The sequence below is a fragment of the Streptomyces sp. NPDC088785 genome (assembly GCF_044750685.1).
GTDB lineage: Bacteria > Actinomycetota > Actinomycetes > Streptomycetales > Streptomycetaceae > Streptomyces.
In genome coordinates this window covers 395,742-413,681 of record NZ_JBIVKH010000003.1, presented here as the reverse complement: position 1 = coordinate 413,681, position 17,940 = coordinate 395,742, and the positions used below count along the sequence as shown (strand labels likewise).

General features: G+C 74.5%; 15 protein-coding genes. 9 read left to right on the top strand and 6 right to left on the bottom strand.

Features of this window, described 5'->3' with window-relative positions; all coding sequences use genetic code 11:
- The first annotated feature begins 102 nt into the window (after positions 1–102).
- Positions 103–1,398, top strand: coding sequence for a PP2C family protein-serine/threonine phosphatase (locus ACIP5K_RS12465; RefSeq protein WP_401408303.1), 1,296 nt, complete (start codon positions 103–105; stop codon positions 1,396–1,398).
- Here ACIP5K_RS12465 and ACIP5K_RS12460 read toward each other — a convergent pair.
- Positions 1,326–1,967 carry an NAD(P)-dependent oxidoreductase gene (locus ACIP5K_RS12460; RefSeq protein WP_401408301.1) on the bottom strand — a complete coding sequence of 214 codons (642 nt, stop codon included), beginning with the start codon at positions 1,965–1,967 and terminating at the stop codon, positions 1,326–1,328. The genes ACIP5K_RS12465 and ACIP5K_RS12460 overlap by 73 nt on opposite strands.
- Positions 1,968–2,106: 139 nt before the next feature.
- Between ACIP5K_RS12460 and ACIP5K_RS12455 the strand changes: the two genes are divergently transcribed.
- Positions 2,107–2,517, top strand: a complete 411-nt coding sequence (locus tag ACIP5K_RS12455; protein ID WP_401408299.1) for a hypothetical protein — start codon at positions 2,107–2,109, stop codon at positions 2,515–2,517.
- Between the two features lie 103 nt (positions 2,518–2,620).
- Here ACIP5K_RS12455 and ACIP5K_RS12450 read toward each other — a convergent pair whose 3' ends face one another.
- Entirely contained in the window at positions 2,621–3,061 is a 441-nt protein-coding gene (locus ACIP5K_RS12450; RefSeq protein ID WP_401408297.1) for an SH3 domain-containing protein, read from the bottom strand.
- 146 nt (positions 3,062–3,207) lie between these two features.
- Here ACIP5K_RS12450 and ACIP5K_RS12445 point away from each other — a divergent pair, with 146 nt between their 5' ends.
- The 5 genes from ACIP5K_RS12445 to metG all read left to right on the top strand — a co-directional run bounded on the left by ACIP5K_RS12445 (position 3,208) and on the right by metG (position 10,758).
- On the top strand, positions 3,208–4,131 hold the full coding sequence (locus ACIP5K_RS12445) for a hypothetical protein (protein ID WP_401408295.1): 924 nt from the start codon (positions 3,208–3,210) through the stop codon (positions 4,129–4,131).
- Positions 4,128–4,640, top strand: coding sequence for a hypothetical protein (locus ACIP5K_RS12440; RefSeq protein WP_401408293.1), 513 nt, complete (start codon positions 4,128–4,130; stop codon positions 4,638–4,640). The genes ACIP5K_RS12445 and ACIP5K_RS12440 overlap by 4 nt, the downstream gene beginning before the upstream one ends.
- A 38-nt stretch (positions 4,641–4,678) precedes the next feature.
- Positions 4,679–6,688, top strand: coding sequence for an FUSC family protein (locus ACIP5K_RS12435; protein ID WP_401408291.1), 2,010 nt, complete (start codon positions 4,679–4,681; stop codon positions 6,686–6,688).
- Between the two features lie 334 nt (positions 6,689–7,022).
- Positions 7,023–9,068, top strand: coding sequence for a VWA domain-containing protein (locus ACIP5K_RS12430; protein WP_401408289.1), 2,046 nt, complete (start codon positions 7,023–7,025; stop codon positions 9,066–9,068).
- Positions 9,069–9,150: 82 nt separating this feature from the next.
- Positions 9,151–10,758: a methionine--tRNA ligase gene (metG, locus tag ACIP5K_RS12425; protein WP_401408287.1), complete on the top strand. Its 1,608-nt coding sequence runs from the start codon at positions 9,151–9,153 to the stop codon at positions 10,756–10,758.
- 140 nt (positions 10,759–10,898) lie between these two features.
- Here metG and ACIP5K_RS12420 read toward each other — a convergent pair whose 3' ends face one another.
- From ACIP5K_RS12420 to ACIP5K_RS12410, 3 genes are read right to left on the bottom strand one after another with little or no spacing between them, the layout of a single operon-like run.
- Positions 10,899–11,648 carry a hypothetical protein gene (locus ACIP5K_RS12420; protein WP_401408285.1) on the bottom strand — a complete coding sequence of 250 codons (750 nt, stop codon included), beginning with the start codon at positions 11,646–11,648 and terminating at the stop codon, positions 10,899–10,901.
- A gap of 8 nt (positions 11,649–11,656) precedes the next feature.
- Complete coding sequence (locus ACIP5K_RS12415) at positions 11,657–13,087, bottom strand: ABC transporter permease subunit (RefSeq protein ID WP_401408283.1); 1,431 nt, start codon at positions 13,085–13,087, stop codon at positions 11,657–11,659.
- Positions 13,084–14,019, bottom strand: a complete 936-nt coding sequence (locus tag ACIP5K_RS12410) for an ABC transporter ATP-binding protein (RefSeq protein ID WP_401408281.1) — start codon at positions 14,017–14,019, stop codon at positions 13,084–13,086. Before ACIP5K_RS12410 ends, ACIP5K_RS12415 begins: the two co-directional genes overlap by 4 nt.
- 119 nt (positions 14,020–14,138) lie before the next feature.
- Here ACIP5K_RS12410 and ACIP5K_RS12405 point away from each other — a divergent pair, with 119 nt between their 5' ends.
- Complete coding sequence (locus ACIP5K_RS12405; RefSeq protein ID WP_401408279.1) at positions 14,139–15,281, top strand: sensor histidine kinase; 1,143 nt, start codon at positions 14,139–14,141, stop codon at positions 15,279–15,281.
- Positions 15,278–15,949, top strand: coding sequence for a response regulator (locus ACIP5K_RS12400; RefSeq protein WP_401408277.1), 672 nt, complete (start codon positions 15,278–15,280; stop codon positions 15,947–15,949). The genes ACIP5K_RS12405 and ACIP5K_RS12400 overlap by 4 nt, the downstream gene beginning before the upstream one ends.
- A 118-nt stretch (positions 15,950–16,067) precedes the next feature.
- Here ACIP5K_RS12400 and aspS read toward each other — a convergent pair whose 3' ends face one another.
- Positions 16,068–17,834 carry an aspartate--tRNA ligase gene (gene aspS, locus ACIP5K_RS12395; protein WP_401408275.1) on the bottom strand — a complete coding sequence of 589 codons (1,767 nt, stop codon included), beginning with the start codon at positions 17,832–17,834 and terminating at the stop codon, positions 16,068–16,070.
- Positions 17,835–17,940 lie beyond the last annotated feature (106 nt).

Genomic DNA, 17,940 nt, shown 5'->3' with positions numbered 1-17,940 from the left:
CGGCAGCGCCCCGGCTGCCGGGCGTCACGAGACGCGGGTCTCAGCCGCGTACGGACCTTAGGCCCTACCCGGCCCGACCAAATCCCCGGAGCCTTGACTCCTATGCCCTTCTCCGGCTCCAGCAGCTTCACCTCGCCCACCCGTGAGGCACGGCCCACCGTGCGCCCCACGGGCGGCTGGCGTGCCGTGCTGCTGGTCATGCTGGTGGGCGTCGTCACCGTCGTCTCTCTGGACCTGGCCACCCCGGCCGACTTCCGCACCCGCGCGCTGCTGGGCCTCCTCCCGATGGGCGTGGCCGTCCTGACCTCGGTCATGACGACCGCCATGGTCACGGGCGGCATGCTCGTCGTCTACATCGGACTCCAGCTGGTGTCGCCCGTCCCGTCCGGCGGCTGGGGCGTGGTCGGCCCGCTGCTCATCGCCACCGGCGGGCTGCTCGGCGTACTGATCGCGCGCCGCCGCGAGGAGCAGCACGCCCGCCTCCAGGCCGTCACCGCCATCGCCGAGGCCACCCAGCGGGCCGTGATGCGCGCCGTGCCCGAGCACGTCGGGAACCTGCACATCGCCGACTTCTACCAGCCCGCCGCCCGCGCGGCCCGGGTCGGCGGCGACTGGTACGACGTCCAGCCCTCCCCGCACGGCGTGCGCGCCGTCCTCGGCGACGTCAGCGGCAAGGGGCTGCCCGCGGTGTCCGCGTCGGCGTCGCTGCTCGGCGCGTTCCGCGAGGCCGGGTACCACGAGGCCGACGTGCGCGAGGTGGCCCGCCGCCTGGAGATCGGCATGCAGCGCTACAGCGCGTGGGCCCGCGTCATGGGCGAGGAGGAGCTGCCCGACGCGTTCTCCACGGCGCTGCTGCTGCACTTCCCGCCCGGCACCGACGCCGTCGACATCGTGAACTTCGGCCACGAGCCGCCGCTCGTCGTCGGCGCCGACGGCCGCGTGCACACCCCCGAGGTCCCGCCCGGCGTGCCGCTCGGCATGGGCGCGCTCGGCGCCGCGCTGCCCGAGCCGGTGCGGCTGCCGTTCGGGGTCGGCGACACCCTCGTGCTGTTCACCGACGGCGTCACCGAGAGCCGCGACGACGACGGCGTCTTCTACCCCGTACGGGACCGGCTGCCCGGCCTCGTGCGGGAGCTGCCCGCGGACGCGCCGCCCGGCGAACTGCTGCGCCGCCTCGTCCACGACCTGCACGGGCACCGGCACGGGTCGACCAGCGACGACACCGCGATCACCGTCGTGCGGCGCACGGCCGGGAACGTGGCGCCGTACGCGGCGGACACGGACGCCGTGCTGTACGAGCCCGCCCGCGCGCAGCCGCCCCGGGATCAGTACGCGACCGACATGCGCGAGCGCGCGTGCCCGTCCCGCTCGACCTCGTCGACGAAGGCGATCGCGTAGTCCTCGGCGCTGATCCGGCTGTTGCCGTCGGCGTCCGCCATCAGCCGGTCGCCGCCGATCCGGAAGTCACCCGTGCGCTCCCCCGGCGCGATCTCCGCCGCCGGTGAGATGTACGTCCAATCCAGGTCGTCGACCGTGCGCAGGAACGCCAGCACGTCCCGGTGGGCCAGCGCCTCGCCCAGGAAGGCGTCGGGGAAGCCCGGCTGGTCCGCCAGTGCCTCGCCCGGCGCCACCTCCAGGCTGCCCGCGCCGCCGACCACCACCAGCCGTCCCAGGCCCGCCCTGCGGACCCCGGCGACCAGCGTCTCGTTCATGTTCAGGAACGGCGCCGCCGGGTCGCCGCCGTCGCGCGGCGGCGCCACCGCCGAGGCCACCACGTCGTGTCCCGCCGTCACCTCCGCCACCCGCGCGAGGTCGGTCAGGTTCGCCGAGACCGCCGTCACGCCCGGCACGGGCGCGGCGCCCGAGCGGCTCACGGCCGTGACGCGGTGGCCGCGCACCACGGCCTCCGCGGCGATACGACTGCCGACCATGCCGGTGGCTCCGAACAGCACGATGTTGAGGGACATGATCACAGCGAAGCACGACGCCCCGTGCCGCGCATGTTGCGGAACGTACGCCATCAGAGGTCAATGGAGAGCGGGGGACCCTTCGCGGCTACGCGCGGACCCGCCCGCACCTGCGGGCCTCCGCGGAAAGGAGCCTGTCATGGCTCAGCATGCGGCCCCGGCGCCCCGACGCGCCGCCTCCGGCCACTCCCTCGGCAGCGCGGCCGTGGCCGTGCCGGTGATCACCGGCATCCTCTACGGCTTCTGGGCGGCGAACATCGCCCGCTTCGGGCACGGCGTCACCGGCGGCAACGTCGCGCTCGGCTTCGTCACCGGCATCGTCGTCGCCGCCCTCTGCTTCGCCATCCACCAGTGGTCCCGGCAGCAGGCCGGCCGCCATCTCGGGCTGCGCGCGGCGACCTGGGGCGCCTTCGCGGGCATCGCCGTGGGCTTCCTGCGCTCGCTGGGCACCGGCCTGGTGCTCTGGCCGATCATCCTCGGCCTCATCGTCGCGGCGGCCACGACCGTCATGACGTACTACCGCTACTACACGGCGGCCGACCCGGTGTGACCCCCGGCGCACGGTGACCCCCGGCGCACGGGGAGCGGGGCGGAAGGGACCCTCCCGGTCCCTTCCGCCCCGCTCCCGCGCGAGCCGGTTCCCGCGGTCCCTCCTAGCCGGTGACCCCGAACTCCACGCGGTAGTCGGAGCGGAAGTAGAAGGTGCTCGGACTGTTCTTCTCGTGCCCCTGCCGGTCGGGCGGACACGGCACCGACGTACCGGAGCAGTCCGGCGGGTTGTCGCTGATGGACACGTAGGCGGCACTGGCCCAGCCGTGGGCTCCGGTGAACCAGTACCAGGACGAGGTGCCGTGCACGGACGAACCGTTCGTCACGCACTCGATGCGGTCCTGGCTGCCCGGCGCCATCCGGTAGACGACCGGGTCCCACGTATGCGGACCGGACCGGAGATTGAGGTCCGTGGACGAGGCCACCGTGCCCCAGACGACGTCCCCGCCACCACTGTTCGCACTGGCGGGGGCCGCCGCCGACACGGCGATCACGCCACCCGCGAGAAGGGCGGACGCGGTCAGGGCCATGGGCGTACGACGCATGATCGACCTCCAAGCTCCCCGTTCCAGGTAACACCCGTTCGGCCCAACGGACCACCGGAAGCCGCCCGCCCGTCCGGCGGACCCGCCGTAGGCCGTATGCAGGCGTCCCGGTCGCGGCCCGGCCCGGCCCACCCTTGCCTGGGACGGTGACCCGAACCCTGCTGGCGCCCGTGCTGCTCGTCCTCGCCTGCCTCCTCGTGCCGCTGGGCACGCTGTCCACCTGGGCGAAGTACGAGATCGGGGACAGCGACCGCTACGTCGCCGCGATGGCGCCGCTCGCCACCCAGCCGGACGTGCAGAACGCCGTCGCGGACGCGGTCACCGACGGCGTCGTGCGGAACCTCGACGTGGGCCCGCTCCAGTCCACCGTCGAGAGCTATCTGCACGACGCCGTCGTCTCGTTCACCGGCACCGCCGCCTTCCAGAAGGCGTGGAACACCGCGAACCGGGCCGCCCACGACGCCGTCCAGCAGGCCATCGACGACGACAGCTCCGGACCCGTCACCCTCGACCTCGCGCCCGTCACCGAGCAGGTCAAGCGGCAACTCCAGGACGAGAACGTGCCGTTCGCGTCCCAGCTGCCCGTCCCCCACACCGAGATCACCCTCCTGCCCGCCGGCGACCTCGACTCCCTGCGCACGGCACTCCACGCGCTCCAGGTGGCCGGGCCGTGGCTGCCGTCGGCGGCCGTCGTGTGCGCCGTCGCGGGCCTCGCCCTCGCCGTGCGCCGCCGCCGCGCGGTCACCGCCACCGCGCTCGGCGCGGCCCTCGGCGCGGGCGCGCTGCTGCTCGCCCTCGCCATCGCCCGCTCCCTCACCCTCGGCGACCTCTCCGACAGCGCCGACGAGGCGGCGGCCGGCGCGGTCTACGACGCGCTCACCGCGACGCTGCGCACCACGTCCTGGGTGATCGTCGGCGTCGGGCTTGCCGTGGCCCTGGTGTCCTGGCTGACCGGCCGCCGGTGGCCCGCGGGGCGGCGGCGCGGCGTCACCCGTCCGGCCGCGCCCGGCATGCCGCCGGACGGCCCCGGAGGGAACCTGCCCATGACGCAGAAGGAGGGTGCCCCATGAGCCAGACCACTCCCGAACCGGGCTCCGGACCCGGCCCCGGACCCCGAACCGGCCCCGAAGTCAGCGACGCCGCCTGGTCGGCGGACCACCGCACACCGCGCCCGGGACCGGCGGCTCCCGGACAGCGGCCCGGCGGCGGCTGGGCGACCGGCGGCATGATGTTCGCCGGTGTCCTCATGCTGGTCAGCGGCGTCCTCGGGATCCTCAACGGCATCGCCGGGATCGCCAAGGACGACGTCTACGGCCGCATCGGCGACTACACGTACTCCTTCAACCTCACCGCGTGGGGCTGGATCCACCTGATCATCGGCATCCTCGTGGTGCTCACCGGGTGGGGCCTGCTCAAGGGCGCCGACTGGGCCCGCGGCGCGGGCATCGGCCTCGCCGCGCTGTACATCGTGGAGTACTTCATGTTCCTCCCGTACGCGCCGGTGTGGTCGGTGGTCTCCATCGGCATCGGGGTCTTCGTCGTCTGGTCGCTGGCGACGGCCCCCGCGCAGAACCGCTGAACCGGCCGGGACCGGCCCGCGCCCCGCGCCGGGGCGCCGTGCCGCCCCGCCTCGCCCCGCCCCCCTGGCTGGTCGCGGCGCTGCGGCCGCAGCGGGCCCCGGTCCCCTGGCCCGCCGCGGCCCGGGCCTCCGTGGCGCTGGCCCTCCCGCTCGCGGCGGGCCTCGCCACGGACCACGCGGGCTACGGCGCCCTCGCCGCGATGGGCGGCCTGTCCGGCGTCATCGGGGACACCGCCGACGCCTACCGCATGCGGGTCCTCAACATCGCCGTCCCGCAGCTGTTCGGCGCGGTCGGCGTCACGGCCGGCTCCGCCGTGTTCGGCCGGGGCCCGCTCGCGGTGGCCGTCGTCACCGCCGTCGCCCTGGTCTCCGGCATGATCTCCACGATCGGCGCCGTCGCCTCCGTCTCCGGCCTGCTGCTGCTCCTGAACTGCGTGGTCGGCGCCGGCCTGCCGATGCCCGGCCCGTGGTGGCTGGCGCCGCTGCTGATGACCGGCGGCGGCCTGCTGGTCCTGCTGCTGGCCCTGCTCGCCTGGCCGCTGCGGGCCGGCGCGCCGGAACGGGCCGCCGTCGCGGCCGCCTACCGCGGCGTCGCCCACCTCCTGGAGGCCGCCGGCACCGACGACCTCGCCTACGCCGAGAGCCGCACCGCCGTCACCCGGTCCCTGGACCAGGCCTACGACCTGGTGCTCGCCCGGCGCGCCCTCGCCCACGGCCGCAATCCCGAACTGGTGCGCCTGGTCAGCGAGTTGAACGCCATCACGCCCATCGTGGAGGCCGCGCCCGCCGCCCACCAGTGCGGCGTCCCGCTGCCGCCGTCCGTGCCCGCCGCCGTACGGCACCTCGCCGACACCATCGCCGCGGCCCGCCCCGGCGACGTCGGCGCCCTCGACCTGCCCGCCCCGGACGGCCCGGCCCTGCGCGCCGTCGACCACGCGCTGCGGCACGCCGCCGAGGTCGCCTCCCGGCGCGGCGACCCCGACTTCACGTACGTCACCGGGAGCGGTCCCGACGGCGCGGGCGACGGCGACGACCGCCTCGGCCGCCCGGCCGCGCTCCGGGTCCGCGCCCGCCGCGCCACCCGCAACGTCCTGCTCTCCGGCGCCTCCTGGCGCTACGGCCTGCGCCTCGCCCTGTGCATCGGGCTCGCGCAGGCGCTGGTGTCGATCGTGCCCGTGCCGCGCTCGTACTGGGTGGCGCTGACCATCACCTTCGTCATGAAGCCCGACTTCGGATCGGTGTTCTCACGGGCCGTGCTGCGCGCCCTCGGCACCGCGGCGGGCCTGGTCCTGGCGGCGGCGGTGCTCTCCCAGGTGCCGCTGGGCTGGTGGGACGTGCCGGTGATGATGCTGCTCGCGCCGCTGATCCCCGCCCTCACCCCGCGCGGCTACGGCTTCCAGACCGCCGCCATCACCCCGGTGATCCTGCTGCTCTCCGACCTCCTCAACCACCAGGGCACCGCGCTGCTCGGGCCCCGGCTCCTGGACAGCCTGATGGGCTGCGCCATCGCGCTCGTCGCCGGATACCTGCTGTGGCCGGAGAGCTGGCACACCCGGATCGGCGACCGGCTCGCCGACGCCGTCGCGGACGCGGCCGCCTATGTGGAGTGCGCGTTCGGCCCGGCGGACGCCGCCGACCCGGCCGCGCGGGCGCGGATGCGGCGCCGCCTGTACCGCGACCTGTCCGCCGTCCGCGCCGAGTTCCAGCGGGCGCTGACCGAGCCGCCGCCGATGGGCAGGCGGGCGGCCGCCTGGTGGCCGCTGGTCGTCGCCGTCGAGCGGATCGTGGACGCGACGACCGCGGCGCGGGTCCGGGTCCGGCACGGCTCCGCGCCGCCGCCGGCGCCCGAGGTGGCCCAGGTGGCGGGCCAGCTGCGGGAGTTGGCGGACGGGCTGCGCGGCTCGGTGGTGCTGCGGGGGGTGCGGGCCGACTTCGGCGCGGCCGGGCCGCGGGAGGGGGTCCTGGAACACGTACGGCAGGAGGTGGCGGCCGCGCGGGCCGTCGGCGTCGCCGACGGGCCCGCCGGGGGTCGGCCGGCCGCGGGCTGAGCGGCCCGGCCGCCGCCCGCCCGGCGGCTGTCGCGCCGCATACGGGTGACCCGCGCGCGGCAGCGGGCCCGAACCGGGCGGACCGCACGTCCAGTTGACGGCCGGGGCCGGTCGCCGCACGGAAACCGGAAGCCGACCCGAGGGCGTTCCGGGGGGCTTTGCGCCCCCCACCAATGTGCACAGAACCGCAGATCGGCGGTGATACGTCGAGGTCGATCGGCTTGCCCCTGCCCAAGATCGCCCCCGGTGGCGGCTAACCTTACGTGTCCGCCCTGGCCAGGGGTTCCAGGGGAGCCGGGACCAACTCGACCAATTCATGCGGAAGGTTGCGCACATGGGCATTCTGGATCTGCTGCGGAACGCGTTCGGGCGGTCCCGCAAGAAGGACGAGACCCCGGCCGCGCCGGAACCGGAGGCCGTGGCGGCCCCCGCGCCCGCCGCGCCGGAGACGCCGACCGTCCCCGCGCCGGCCAAGGAGGCGTCGACGGCCAGGGTCCCCGCCCCGAAGAAGGCCGGCGCCGCCGACGACCTCGTCGCCGCCGCGTTCGACAACGTCTCGGTGCCGAAGCCGGCCGACCCGGTGGGCGGCGAGCGGGTCGCCGCCGCGCCGACCGCCCCGGACGAGACCCCGGACGTGGCGAAGGCCGCCGCGAGAGAGGCCTCACAGGCCGTCACCGAGGCCGAGACCAAGGCCAGGACCGGGTCCCGGTCCACGGCCGCGTCCACGGACACCCCGGCGCAGCAGCCCACCGAGGCGGCGACCGAGGCTCGTGCCGAGGCGGCGACCGAGGCCGAGGCCACCGTCGCGGCCGTGACCGAGACGCCCACCGAGCCCGTCGCGGAGCCCGTCGCGGAGCCCGTCGCGGAGCCCGTCGCGGACGCCACGCCGGATCCGGCCACCGAGGCGAAGGCCGAGCCCGAGGCGAAGGCCGCACTGGCCAAGGCCAAGCCCGCCGTGAAGGCCAAGGCCACCGAGGCCCCGGCCGTGGCAGACGCCCAGCCGGAAGCCGTGACCGAGCCCGCCGCTGAGGCCGCGCCCGCCGAGCCGGTCGCCGAGACCCCGGCCGCCGAACCCGCCGCCAAGACTCGCGCCAAGGCGAAGCCCGCCACCAGGGCGAAGGCCGAGCCCGAGGCGAAGGCCGAACCCAAGGCCACCGGGACCCCGGCCGTGGCGGACGCCGAGCCGGAAGCCGTGACCAAGCCGGTCGCCGAGCCCGCCGCCAAGACCCGCGCCAAGGCCAAGCCCGCCACCAAGGCGAAGGCCGAACCCGAGGCCAAGGTCGCATCGGCCAAGGCCAAGCCCGCCGCGAAGGCCAAGGCCACCGAGGCCCCGGCCGTGGCGGACGCCGAGCCGGAAGCCGTGACCAAGCCCGAGGCCGCACCGGCCAAGGCCAAGCCCGCCGCGAAGGCCAAGGCCACCGAGGCCCCGGCCGTGGCGGGCGCCGAGCCGGAAGCCGTGACCGAGCCCGAGGCGAAGGCCATCCCCGCCGAGCCGGTCGCCGAGACCCCGGCCGCCGAACCCGCCGCCAAGACCCGCGCCAAGGCCAAGCCCGCCACCCAGGCGAAGGCCGAACCCGAGGTGAAGGCCGCACCGGCCAAGGCCAAGCCCGCCAGCAAGGCCACCAGCACCAAGGCCGCAGCGGTCAAGGCCGAGGCCGAGGCCGACGCGGTCGGTGAGGTGACGGTGGGCGCCGGGGGCGGTGCGGCGGGGGCGGCCCACTCCGCGGCTCGCGTCAAGAGCCGCGCCCCGGGCCTCACCGCCGCCTACCAGGCCGCGGGTGCCGCCCTGGAGAAGAACGGGCTGACCGGGGCGCGGGCCACCGTGTACCTCGTGCTCGACCGGTCCGGGTCGATGCGGCCCTACTACAAGGACGGCTCGGCGGCGGCGCTCGCCGAGCAGACCCTCGCCCTCGCCGCCCACCTCGACGAGCGCGAGACCCCGACCGTGCACACGGTGTTCTTCTCCACGGAGATCGACGCCACCGGCGACCTCACGCTCGACACCGAGGGCCACGAGGGCAGGATCGACGCCTGGCACGCGGAGGCGGGCCGGATGGGCCGCACCAGCTACCACCGCGCCATCGAGGAGATCGTCGCCCACCACGGGGCGTCGGCGGACCCGACCGTCCCGGCGCTGGTCGTCTTCCAGACCGACGGCCCGCCGGACGTGCAGCGCCCGGCGAACGAGGCCCTCGCGAAGGCGGCGAGCCACCCGGTCCACTTCCAGTTCGTGGGCTTCGGCGACCCGGAGTCGAAGAACTTCGACTACCTGCGCAAGCTGCGGGCCGACAACGCCGGCTACTTCCACGCGGGCCCGTCCCCGCTGGAGCTGACCGACGCCGAGCTGTACGAGGGCGTACTGGCCACCTGGCGCCCGTGACCCCCGGCCGAACCGGACGAGGGCGGTCCACCCGCTGAAACGCGGGTGAACCGCCCTCGTCCGGGCCAGTAGGATTTCGCCCATGGCGGCCACTGGAACCGAGAAGCAGGGTGCGAAGGCGTACTACGTCTCCACCCCGATCTATTACGTAAACGACGCTCCTCACCTGGGCCACGCCTACACGACCGTCGCAGGGGACGTGCTCACGCGCTGGCACCGTCAGCGCGGCGAGAAGGTGTGGTACCTCACCGGCACGGACGAGCACGGTCAGAAGATCATGCGCACGGCCGACGCGAACGGAGTGACTCCCCAGGAGTGGTGCGACAAGCTCGTCACCGAGGCCTGGAAGCCCCTCTGGGAGCACCTCAACATCGCGAACGACGACTTCATCCGCACGACGGAGAAGCGGCACACGGACCGCGTGCAGGAGTTCGTCCAGGATCTCCACGACAAGGGCGAGATCTACAAGGGCGGCTACGAGGGCCCGTACTGCGTCGGCTGTGAGGAGTACAAGCTCCCCGGCGACCTCATCGAGGACGGGAACGGCACGAAGCTGTGCCCGATCCACAAGACGCCGGTGGAGATCCTCAAGGAGGAGAACTACTTCTTCAAGCTGAGCGAGTACGGCGACAGGCTCCTCGCCCTCTACGAGGCGAACCCCGGCTTCATCCAGCCGGAGTCCGCGCGCAACGAGGTCGTGAACTTCGTCAAGCAGGGCCTTCAGGACCTGTCGATCTCGCGCTCGACGTTCGACTGGGGCGTCCCGGTCCCGTGGGACGACAAGCACGTCATCTACGTGTGGATCGACGCGCTCCTCAACTACGCGACGGCCGTGGGCTACGGCGCGAACCAGGAGAAGTTCGACGCGACGTTCCCGGCCGACGTGCACCTGGTCGGCAAGGACATCCTCCGGTTCCACGCCGTCATCTGGCCCGCCATGCTGATGGCGCAGGGCCTGCCGGTCCCCGGCAGGGTCGCGGCGAACGGCTGGCTGATGGTCGGCGGCGAGAAGATGTCGAAGTCGAACCTGACCGGCATCAAGCCGCAGGACCTCACCTCGCACTTCGGCGTGGACGCGTACCGCTGGTACTTCCTGCGCGCGATCGCGTTCGGCAGCGACGGCTCGTTCTCGTGGGAGGACTTCACCGCCCGCTACACGTCCGAGCTGGCCAACGACTACGGCAACCTCGCCTCGCGCGTGGCCGCGATGGTCGGCAAGTACTTCGACGGCGCGCTGCCGCAGGCCACCGCCGCGGGCGCGGCCGAGCAGGCCGTCCAGGACGGCCTGACCACGGCCGTCGCCGAGGCCGACCGGAAGATCGGCGACGACCTGGACTTCCAGGGCGGCATCCTGGCGATCTTCGACTTCGTGAAGCAGGTCAACGGCTACATCACGGAGCAGGAGCCCTGGAAGGTCGCCAAGGACACGTCGGAGGAGGGCAGGGCCCGCCTCGCGACGATCCTGTACACGGCCGCCGAGGCGCTGCGCGGCGTCGCCGTCCTGCTGAACCCGGTGATGCCGGAGACCTCGCAGAAGCTGTGGGAGTCGCTCGGCGCCGAGGCGTCGCTGGGCGCCCTCGCACAGCAGCCGGTGCAGTCCGCCGGCACCTGGGGGCAGCTGTCCGCGGGCGCCACGGTGACCAAGGGCGCGGTGCTCTTCCCGCGCCTGGAGGAGAAGAAGGACCAGTAGGCCCGGCCCTTCCCGCACAGCCGCCCACGGCCCGGACCACGGCAGCACGCCGCGGTCCGGGCCGTTCGCCGTCGGTGCGGAGGGATTCACCCCCATGGGCAGATACGCCCCCGCACACCGTACGGACACCGCGCCGGGCCTCAGGCGTCCCTCGCCCGCAGCACCGCCCACCCCGCCACCAGGGCCACCCCCGCGTACCCGGCCAGCACCGCCAGCCCCGCGCCCGGTGACAGGGGGGCCGTCCCGGTGCCCGTCGCCGTCTGGACGGCGAGGCCGGCCGTCATCGGGGACGCCTTCTGCACCGCGTGCAGCACATGGTCCGGCATCGGGACGACGAGGATCGCCAGATACGGGCCGTACAGCAGCGTCAGCGCCACCCCCACCGCGGCCGCCGCGTGCCGCACGACCAGGGCGATCCCCGCGGCCAGCAGCGCCGTCAGCAGCAGATAGGCCGCCGTGCCGGACGCCGCCCGCCACACCGCGCCCGACGACAGGGGCAGCTGCCCCGCCCCGTCGAGCACGCCCCGCCCGGCCGCCAGCGCCACCGCCACCGCCGGGACGGCGAGCCCCGCGACCGCCCCGGCGACCAGCAGCGTCTTCGCGGCGAAGACCCGGCCGCGGCGCGGGTCGGCCAGCAGCGTCGTCCGGATCGTGCGCGGGTACTCCGACGACACCACCGCCACGGCGACGAGCACGGCGACGGCCTGCGCGAAGTAGACGCCGGACAGCGACAGCGCCGTCGCGTCGAGGGTGCCGGACTGCTCCGGGTGCGCGACCGCGGCGACGAGGACCGTGCAGCCGACCATCGTCAGGGGCAGCGCGGCCAGGGTCCACGCCTGCCCCGGCACGGTGCGCAGCTTGGTCCACTCGCCGCGCAGGGCGCGCGCCACCGGCCCCTTCACACGTCCCGCCGCACGAGCCGGAGGCGGGCGGCGGCCAGGACCGCCACCACGTACAGGCACAGCACGCCGAAGCCCGCCCACGGCGTGGTCGGGTCGTCGATGAGGCGCCGGGTCTGCTGGATCGCCAGTCCGGCCGCGGGCGTCGCGCTGCCGACGACGTCGCCGAAGGTGATCGAGGTGGTCGACGCCACGATCGGCAGTACCACCACGGCCACGAACATGAGGACGATCGCCGGGACCGTGCGGCGCAGCAGCGCGCCCACGCCCAGGCCGAGGACGGCGATCAGGGCGAGGAACGCGGCGCTGCCGACGACGGCACGGACGCTGGCGGGGTCGGTGAGCGAGGGGGTGGTGAACAGGGGCGGCCGGAAGCCGTTCGCGCGCTGGTAGGGGCGGGCCAGGAGGAACGCGGCGACCGTGGCCGGCAGCGCGACGGCGAAGACGGCCGCGCCGAGCACCACCGCCTTCGCGGCCAGGACCCGGCCGCGGCGCGGACTCGCGGTGAACGTCGTGCGGACCGTGCCCGTCCTGTACTCGGAGGTGACGAACAGGACGCCGAGCGCGATCACGGCGAGCGCGGCGAGCCGGGTGCCGCTCTCCAGCGCCTGGGCGACGAGGTCGACGCCGGGCCCCTCGCCCGCCCCGGCCATGCCGAGGCCGCCCAGGTCACCGCTGCCGGTGACGGTGAGGGCGCCGGAGGCGCTGCGGTGCAGGGTGCCGGGGGCGGCCCGCTCCAGCGGCGGTTGGTCCTTCGGGCGCGGCTGCACGACGTCCGTGCGGGTCCAGCCGCCGCGCACCGGCATCGTGACGTGGTCGAAGGTGGCCCGGCCCGTCGTCGGCACGGGGTGGGCGGCGACCATGGTGGGGCCGGTCCGCCGCTCGACCGTGTGCTGCGGGGAGGCGACGAAGACGCCCGCCCGCGCGCCCGTCGCCGGCAGGTGCGCCACCGGCAGCGTGCCGAGGGTGTGCCAGGAGCGGCCGTCGGCCGAGTGGGCGCCGGTGACCCGCGCGCCCACCCGGGTCAGCCGCAGCCAGACGGGCGCCCGCACGTCGCCGCCGCCGGTCAGCTCGTGCGTGCCGTCGGTCATCATGCGCAGGCCGTGCCCGGGCGTCACCATCAGGGCCGCGTACGACGATCCGCTCGTCGTGCCGTCCTTGAGCAACAGGCCCGCCTTGGCCCAGGGTTCGCCGCCCCGCTGGCCGGAGACGCGCGCGGTGTAGGTGCCGTCGGCGGTCGTGGCCGTGCGGTGCGCGAAGGTGAGGCTGTCGAACTCGGTGGGCCCGTCGTAGCCGGTCCTGCTGCCGCTGGCCGACACGAGGGTCAGCAGGAGCAGCAGCGCCGCCATGGCGACGAGCGCGAAGCCGGTGCTGCGCACGGACCGCAGCTTGGTCCACTCGGCGCGCAGGGCCCGCACGGACGCGTTCATGACGCCTCCCGCGCGGTGAACTCGGCGTCGTCGGAGGTCAGTTCCATGTACGCCTCCTCCAGCGTGGCCCGGTGCCGGGTGAGTTCGCGGAAGGGGACGGAGTCCGCGCCGAGCAGCCGGGCGACCTGCTGCGCGGGCAGTCCGGTGACGGTGAGGGAGTCGGGGCCGTTCATGACGACCGTGGCCCCGGCGCCGCTGAGCACCGTCAGCGCCTCGGCGCGCCGGTCGGTGCGCAGGGCGACGCGGTCGCCGGACACCGCGTCGAGCAGGTCGGACACCTCGGTGTCGGCGAGCAGCCGGCCCCGGCCGATCACGAGGAGGTGGTCCGCGGTGTCCTCCAGTTCGCTCATCAGGTGGGAGGAGACCAGCACCGTACGGCCTTCGGCGGCGAGGGACCTGAGGAGGCGGCGGATCCACCGGACGCCCTCGGGGTCGAGGCCGTTGACCGGCTCGTCGAGGATCAGGACGGGCGGGTCGCCGAGCAGCGCGGCGGCGATGCCGAGGCGTTGCCGCATGCCGAGCGAGAAGCCGCCGGCGCGTTTGCGGGCCGCCGGGGTCAGGCCGACCCGGTCCAGGACGAGGTCGACGCGGCGGGCCGGGAAGCCGCTGTAGTGGGCGAGCCAGAGCAGGTGGTCCCGGGCCCGGCGGCCCGGGTGCAGCGCCTCGCTGTCGAGCAGCGCGCCGACCGTGGCGAGGGGTTCGCCGAGTCGCGTGTACGGGCGTCCGCCGATCAGCGCGGTGCCGCTGTCGGGGGTGTCGAGCCCGAGGAGCATCCGCAGCGTCGTCGACTTCCCGGCGCCGTTGGGCCCCACGAACCCGGTGACCCGCCCCGGCGGCACCGTGAAACTCAGCCCGTCGACGGCCGTCCGCCCGCCGTACCGCTTGCACAGTCCCCGAGCCTCGATGCTCGGTCCGTCCCTGAATCCGCTCATACCCAGAAGGTAGGAACCCGGCCCCGCCGCGGCGTCCCGCCCCGGCGTGCTTTCCGCCCGCCCCCGCTCCCCCCGCAGGGGGACGCCGCGGCCCGGCCGCGCCCCCGATAATGACCGGCATGAAGGGGACCGCGACCGCCCGGAGAGCCCTGGCCCACCCCGACCTCCCGCTGACCGCGGCAGCGGCCCTCACCGCCCTGGCCCTCGCGGAGACCCTCGGCCCGGCCACCCCGGCCCGCCCCGACACCCTTCTCGGCCTGCTCGCCCTGGGCCTCGGCGCCACGGTCCCGCTCGCCTTCCTGCGCTCCCAGCCCCTCCTCACCGCGGTGACCGTGACCGCGGCGGCGCTGCTCACCCCGCCCACGTACGACCGGGTCCTGCTCTCCGGGCTCCCGGCGCTGGCGGCGGTCCTGTACACGGTGGGCCGGCGGTCGGCGGGCACCACCACGGTGGCGTTCGCCGTCCCGTTCGCCGGCTGCGCGCTGGCCGGCGTCCCCCACGGCACGCCGCTCCTCGTCGGCGCCGGTACCGCCCTGGCCGCCGGGCACGCCCGCCGCATCCGCGCCGAGCACGACCACCGCGCCGCGGTCGACTGGGCGCACGCCGACACCGCCCTCGCCCACGCGACCCTCGGCGAACGGGCGCGCATCGCACGGGAGTTGCACGACATCGTCGCCCACCACATCTCGACGGTCTCGGTGCAGGCGGAGACGGCCCGGTACACGACGCCGGGGCTGCCGCCCGAGGGCGCGGAGAAGTTCCTGGCGATCGGCGGCACGGCCCGGCTTGCGCTGACCGAGATGCGCCGGCTGCTGGGCGTGCTGCGCGCGGACGTGCCCGAGGAGGCGGCCCGGGCCCGGGCCCCGCAGCCGGGCCTCGACCAGCTGCTCGCGCTCGTCGACGAGGCCCGCGCGACGTCCGGCGGCGCGGTCCGGCTCATCGTGCGCGGCCCGGTCCGCCCCCTCGGACCCGGGCTGGAACTGACCGCGTACCGCATCGTCCAGGAAGCCCTGACCAACGCGCGCCGGCACGCCCCCGGCGCCGCGACCGATGTGGAACTGCACTACGGGGAGGATGAGTTGAGACTCCGGATACGCGACTGCGGACCCGGCGGCGGCCCGCTCCGGGACGGCGGCCACGGCCTGCTCGGCATGCGCGAGCGCACCGCGGTGGCGGGCGGCACCCTGCACACGGGTCCGGCCCCGGCCGGCGGCTTCCTGGTGGAGGCGGCGCTGCCGGTCCGCCGCCCGGAGACCCCGTGAGCACCCCCATCCGCCTCGTCGTCGCCGACGACCAGGACGTCGTGCGCGCCGGGTTCGGCGCCCTCCTCGACAGCCGGCCGGACTTCACGGTCGTCGGCAGCGCGAGCGGCGGCGCGCAGGCGGTCCGGGTCTGCCGGGAGACGCACCCCGATCTCGTCCTCATGGACGTCCGGATGCCGGGCATGGACGGCATCGAGGCCACCCGCCGCATCATCCGGGAACAGCCCGGCATCCGCGTCGTGATGCTGACGACCTTCGACCTCGACGAGTACGTGTACGACGCGCTCGCGGCCGGTGCCAGCGGCTTCCTCCTCAAGGACATGCAGGCCGAGCGGCTGTTCGAGGCGGTGCGGGTGGTCGCGGCGGGCGAGGCGCTGCTCGCGCCGACCGTCACCCGGCGGCTGATCTCCGAGTTCACCCGGCTGCGCCCGCGCGCGGTCCCCGAGCGGGCCCGCGCCGTCGACGCGCTGACCCCGCGCGAGCGCGAGGTGCTGCGGCTGATCGCGGAGGGGCTGTCGAACCAGGAGATCGCGGCGCGGCTCGTGGTCGGCGGGGAGACGGTGAAGACCCATGTCAGCCGGGTGCTGGCCAAGCTGGGGGTGCGCGACCGGGCGCAGGCGGTGGTGGCGGCGTACGAGTCGGGGCTGGTGGTGCCGCGCTCGGGGTGACGCGGCCACCGCCCCCGGTACACGGCCGCCACCCCCCGGTACACGGCCGCCGCCCCCGGTACACGCCAGGGGCCCGGAACCGGCGGACGGTTCCGGGCCCCTGCGGGTGGAGCGGGTGCTACTTCTTCTCGACCGGCTTGCGCAGCTGGATGTTGAGCTCGCGCAGACGCGACTCGTCCAGCTCGGTCGGGGCGCCCATCATCAGGTCCTGCGCGTTGCCGTTCAGCGGGAAGGAGATCGTCTCCCGGATGTTCGGCTCGTCGGCGAGGAGCATGACGATGCGGTCGACGCCCGGGGCGATCCCGCCGTGCGGCGGGGCGCCGAAGCGGAACGCGCGGAGCATGCCCGCGAACTCGGCCTCGACGGTGTCACGGTCGTAGCCCGCGATCTCGAAGGCCTTGAGCATGATGTCGGGCTCGTGGTTGCGGATCGCGCCGGAGGACAGCTCGATGCCGTTGCAGACGATGTCGTACTGCCAGGCCAGGATGTCGAGCGGGTCCTTCTCCTCCAGGTCCTGCATGCCGCCCTGCGGCATGGAGAACGGGTTGTGGGAGAAGTCGATCTTCCCGGTCTCCTCGTCCTTCTCGTACATCGGGAAGTCGACGATCCAGCAGAACCGGAACACGCCCTCCTCGAAGTGGCCGGCGCGCTTGGCGGCCTCGACGCGGACGGCGCCCATGATCTTGGAGACCTCGTCGAACTCGCCGGCGCCGAAGAACACGGCGTGACCGGCCTTCAGGCCGAGGCGGTCGGTGAGGACCTTGACGTTCTCCTCCGTCAGGAACTTCGCGATCGGGCCGGCGAACGCGCCGTCCTCGCCGACGCGGATCCAGGCCAGGCCCTTGGCGCCCTGCTCCACCGCGTAGTCACCGAGGCCGTCGAAGAACTTGCGGGACTGCCCGGCCGTGTCCGGCACGGGCAGCGCGCGCACGTGCTTGCCGGCGAACGCCTTGAACTCGGAGCCCTCGAACACGTCGGTGATGTCGACGAGTTCGAGCTGGGCGCGCAGGTCCGGCTTGTCGTTGCCGTACTTCAGCATCGACTCGCGGAACGGGATGCGCGGGAACGGGCTGGTGACCTCGCGGCCGCCGCCGAACTCCGTGAACAGCTCCGTCATGAGCTTCTCGATGGGCCGGAAGACGTCCTCCTGCTCCACGAAGCTCATCTCGACGTCGAGCTGGTAGAACTCGCCCGGCGAGCGGTCGGCGCGCGCGTCCTCGTCGCGGAAGCACGGCGCGATCTGGAAGTAGCGGTCGAAGCCCGAGATCATCAGCAGCTGCTTGAACTGCTGCGGGGCCTGCGGCAGCGCGTAGAACTTGCCGGGGTTCAGGCGGGAGGGGACGACGAAGTCCCGGGCGCCCTCGGGGGAGGTCGCGGTGAGGATCGGCGTCGCCATCTCGTTGAAGCCGAGGGCGACCATCTTCGAGCGGATCGAGGCGATGACCGCGCTGCGCAGCATGATGTTGCGGTGCATGCGCTCGCGGCGCAGGTCGAGGAAGCGGTACTCCAGGCGCCGCTCCTCGTTCACCCCGTCGTCCGCGTTGATCGTGAAGGGGATCTGCTGGGCCGCGCCCAGGACCTCGACCTCGGCGGCCTCGATCTCGATCTCGCCGGTCGGCAGCTCGCCGTTCACGTTGTCCGCGCCGCGGGAGACGACCTTGCCGTCCACCCGGACGACGGTCTCCTTGGTGAGCTTGTCCAGGACCTCGGCGGCCTTCGTGCCCGGGCGGGCGACGAGCTGCGTGATGCCGTAGTGGTCGCGGAGATCGATGAAGAGGATGCCGCCCAGGTCTCGGCGATTGTGCAGCCAGCCGCTCAGCCGGACGTCGGAGCCGACGTCAGAGGCGCGGAGCTCGCCGCAGGTGTGGGACCTGTACCGATGCATCGTCGTTCATCCAGCCTTTGCGCTTGGGGTTCCCGGGGAGACAACCCGGATCTCCCCAAGGGTACCGGCCGCCCGGCGGCCGCCCGCCGAACACTCTCGGTGGCAG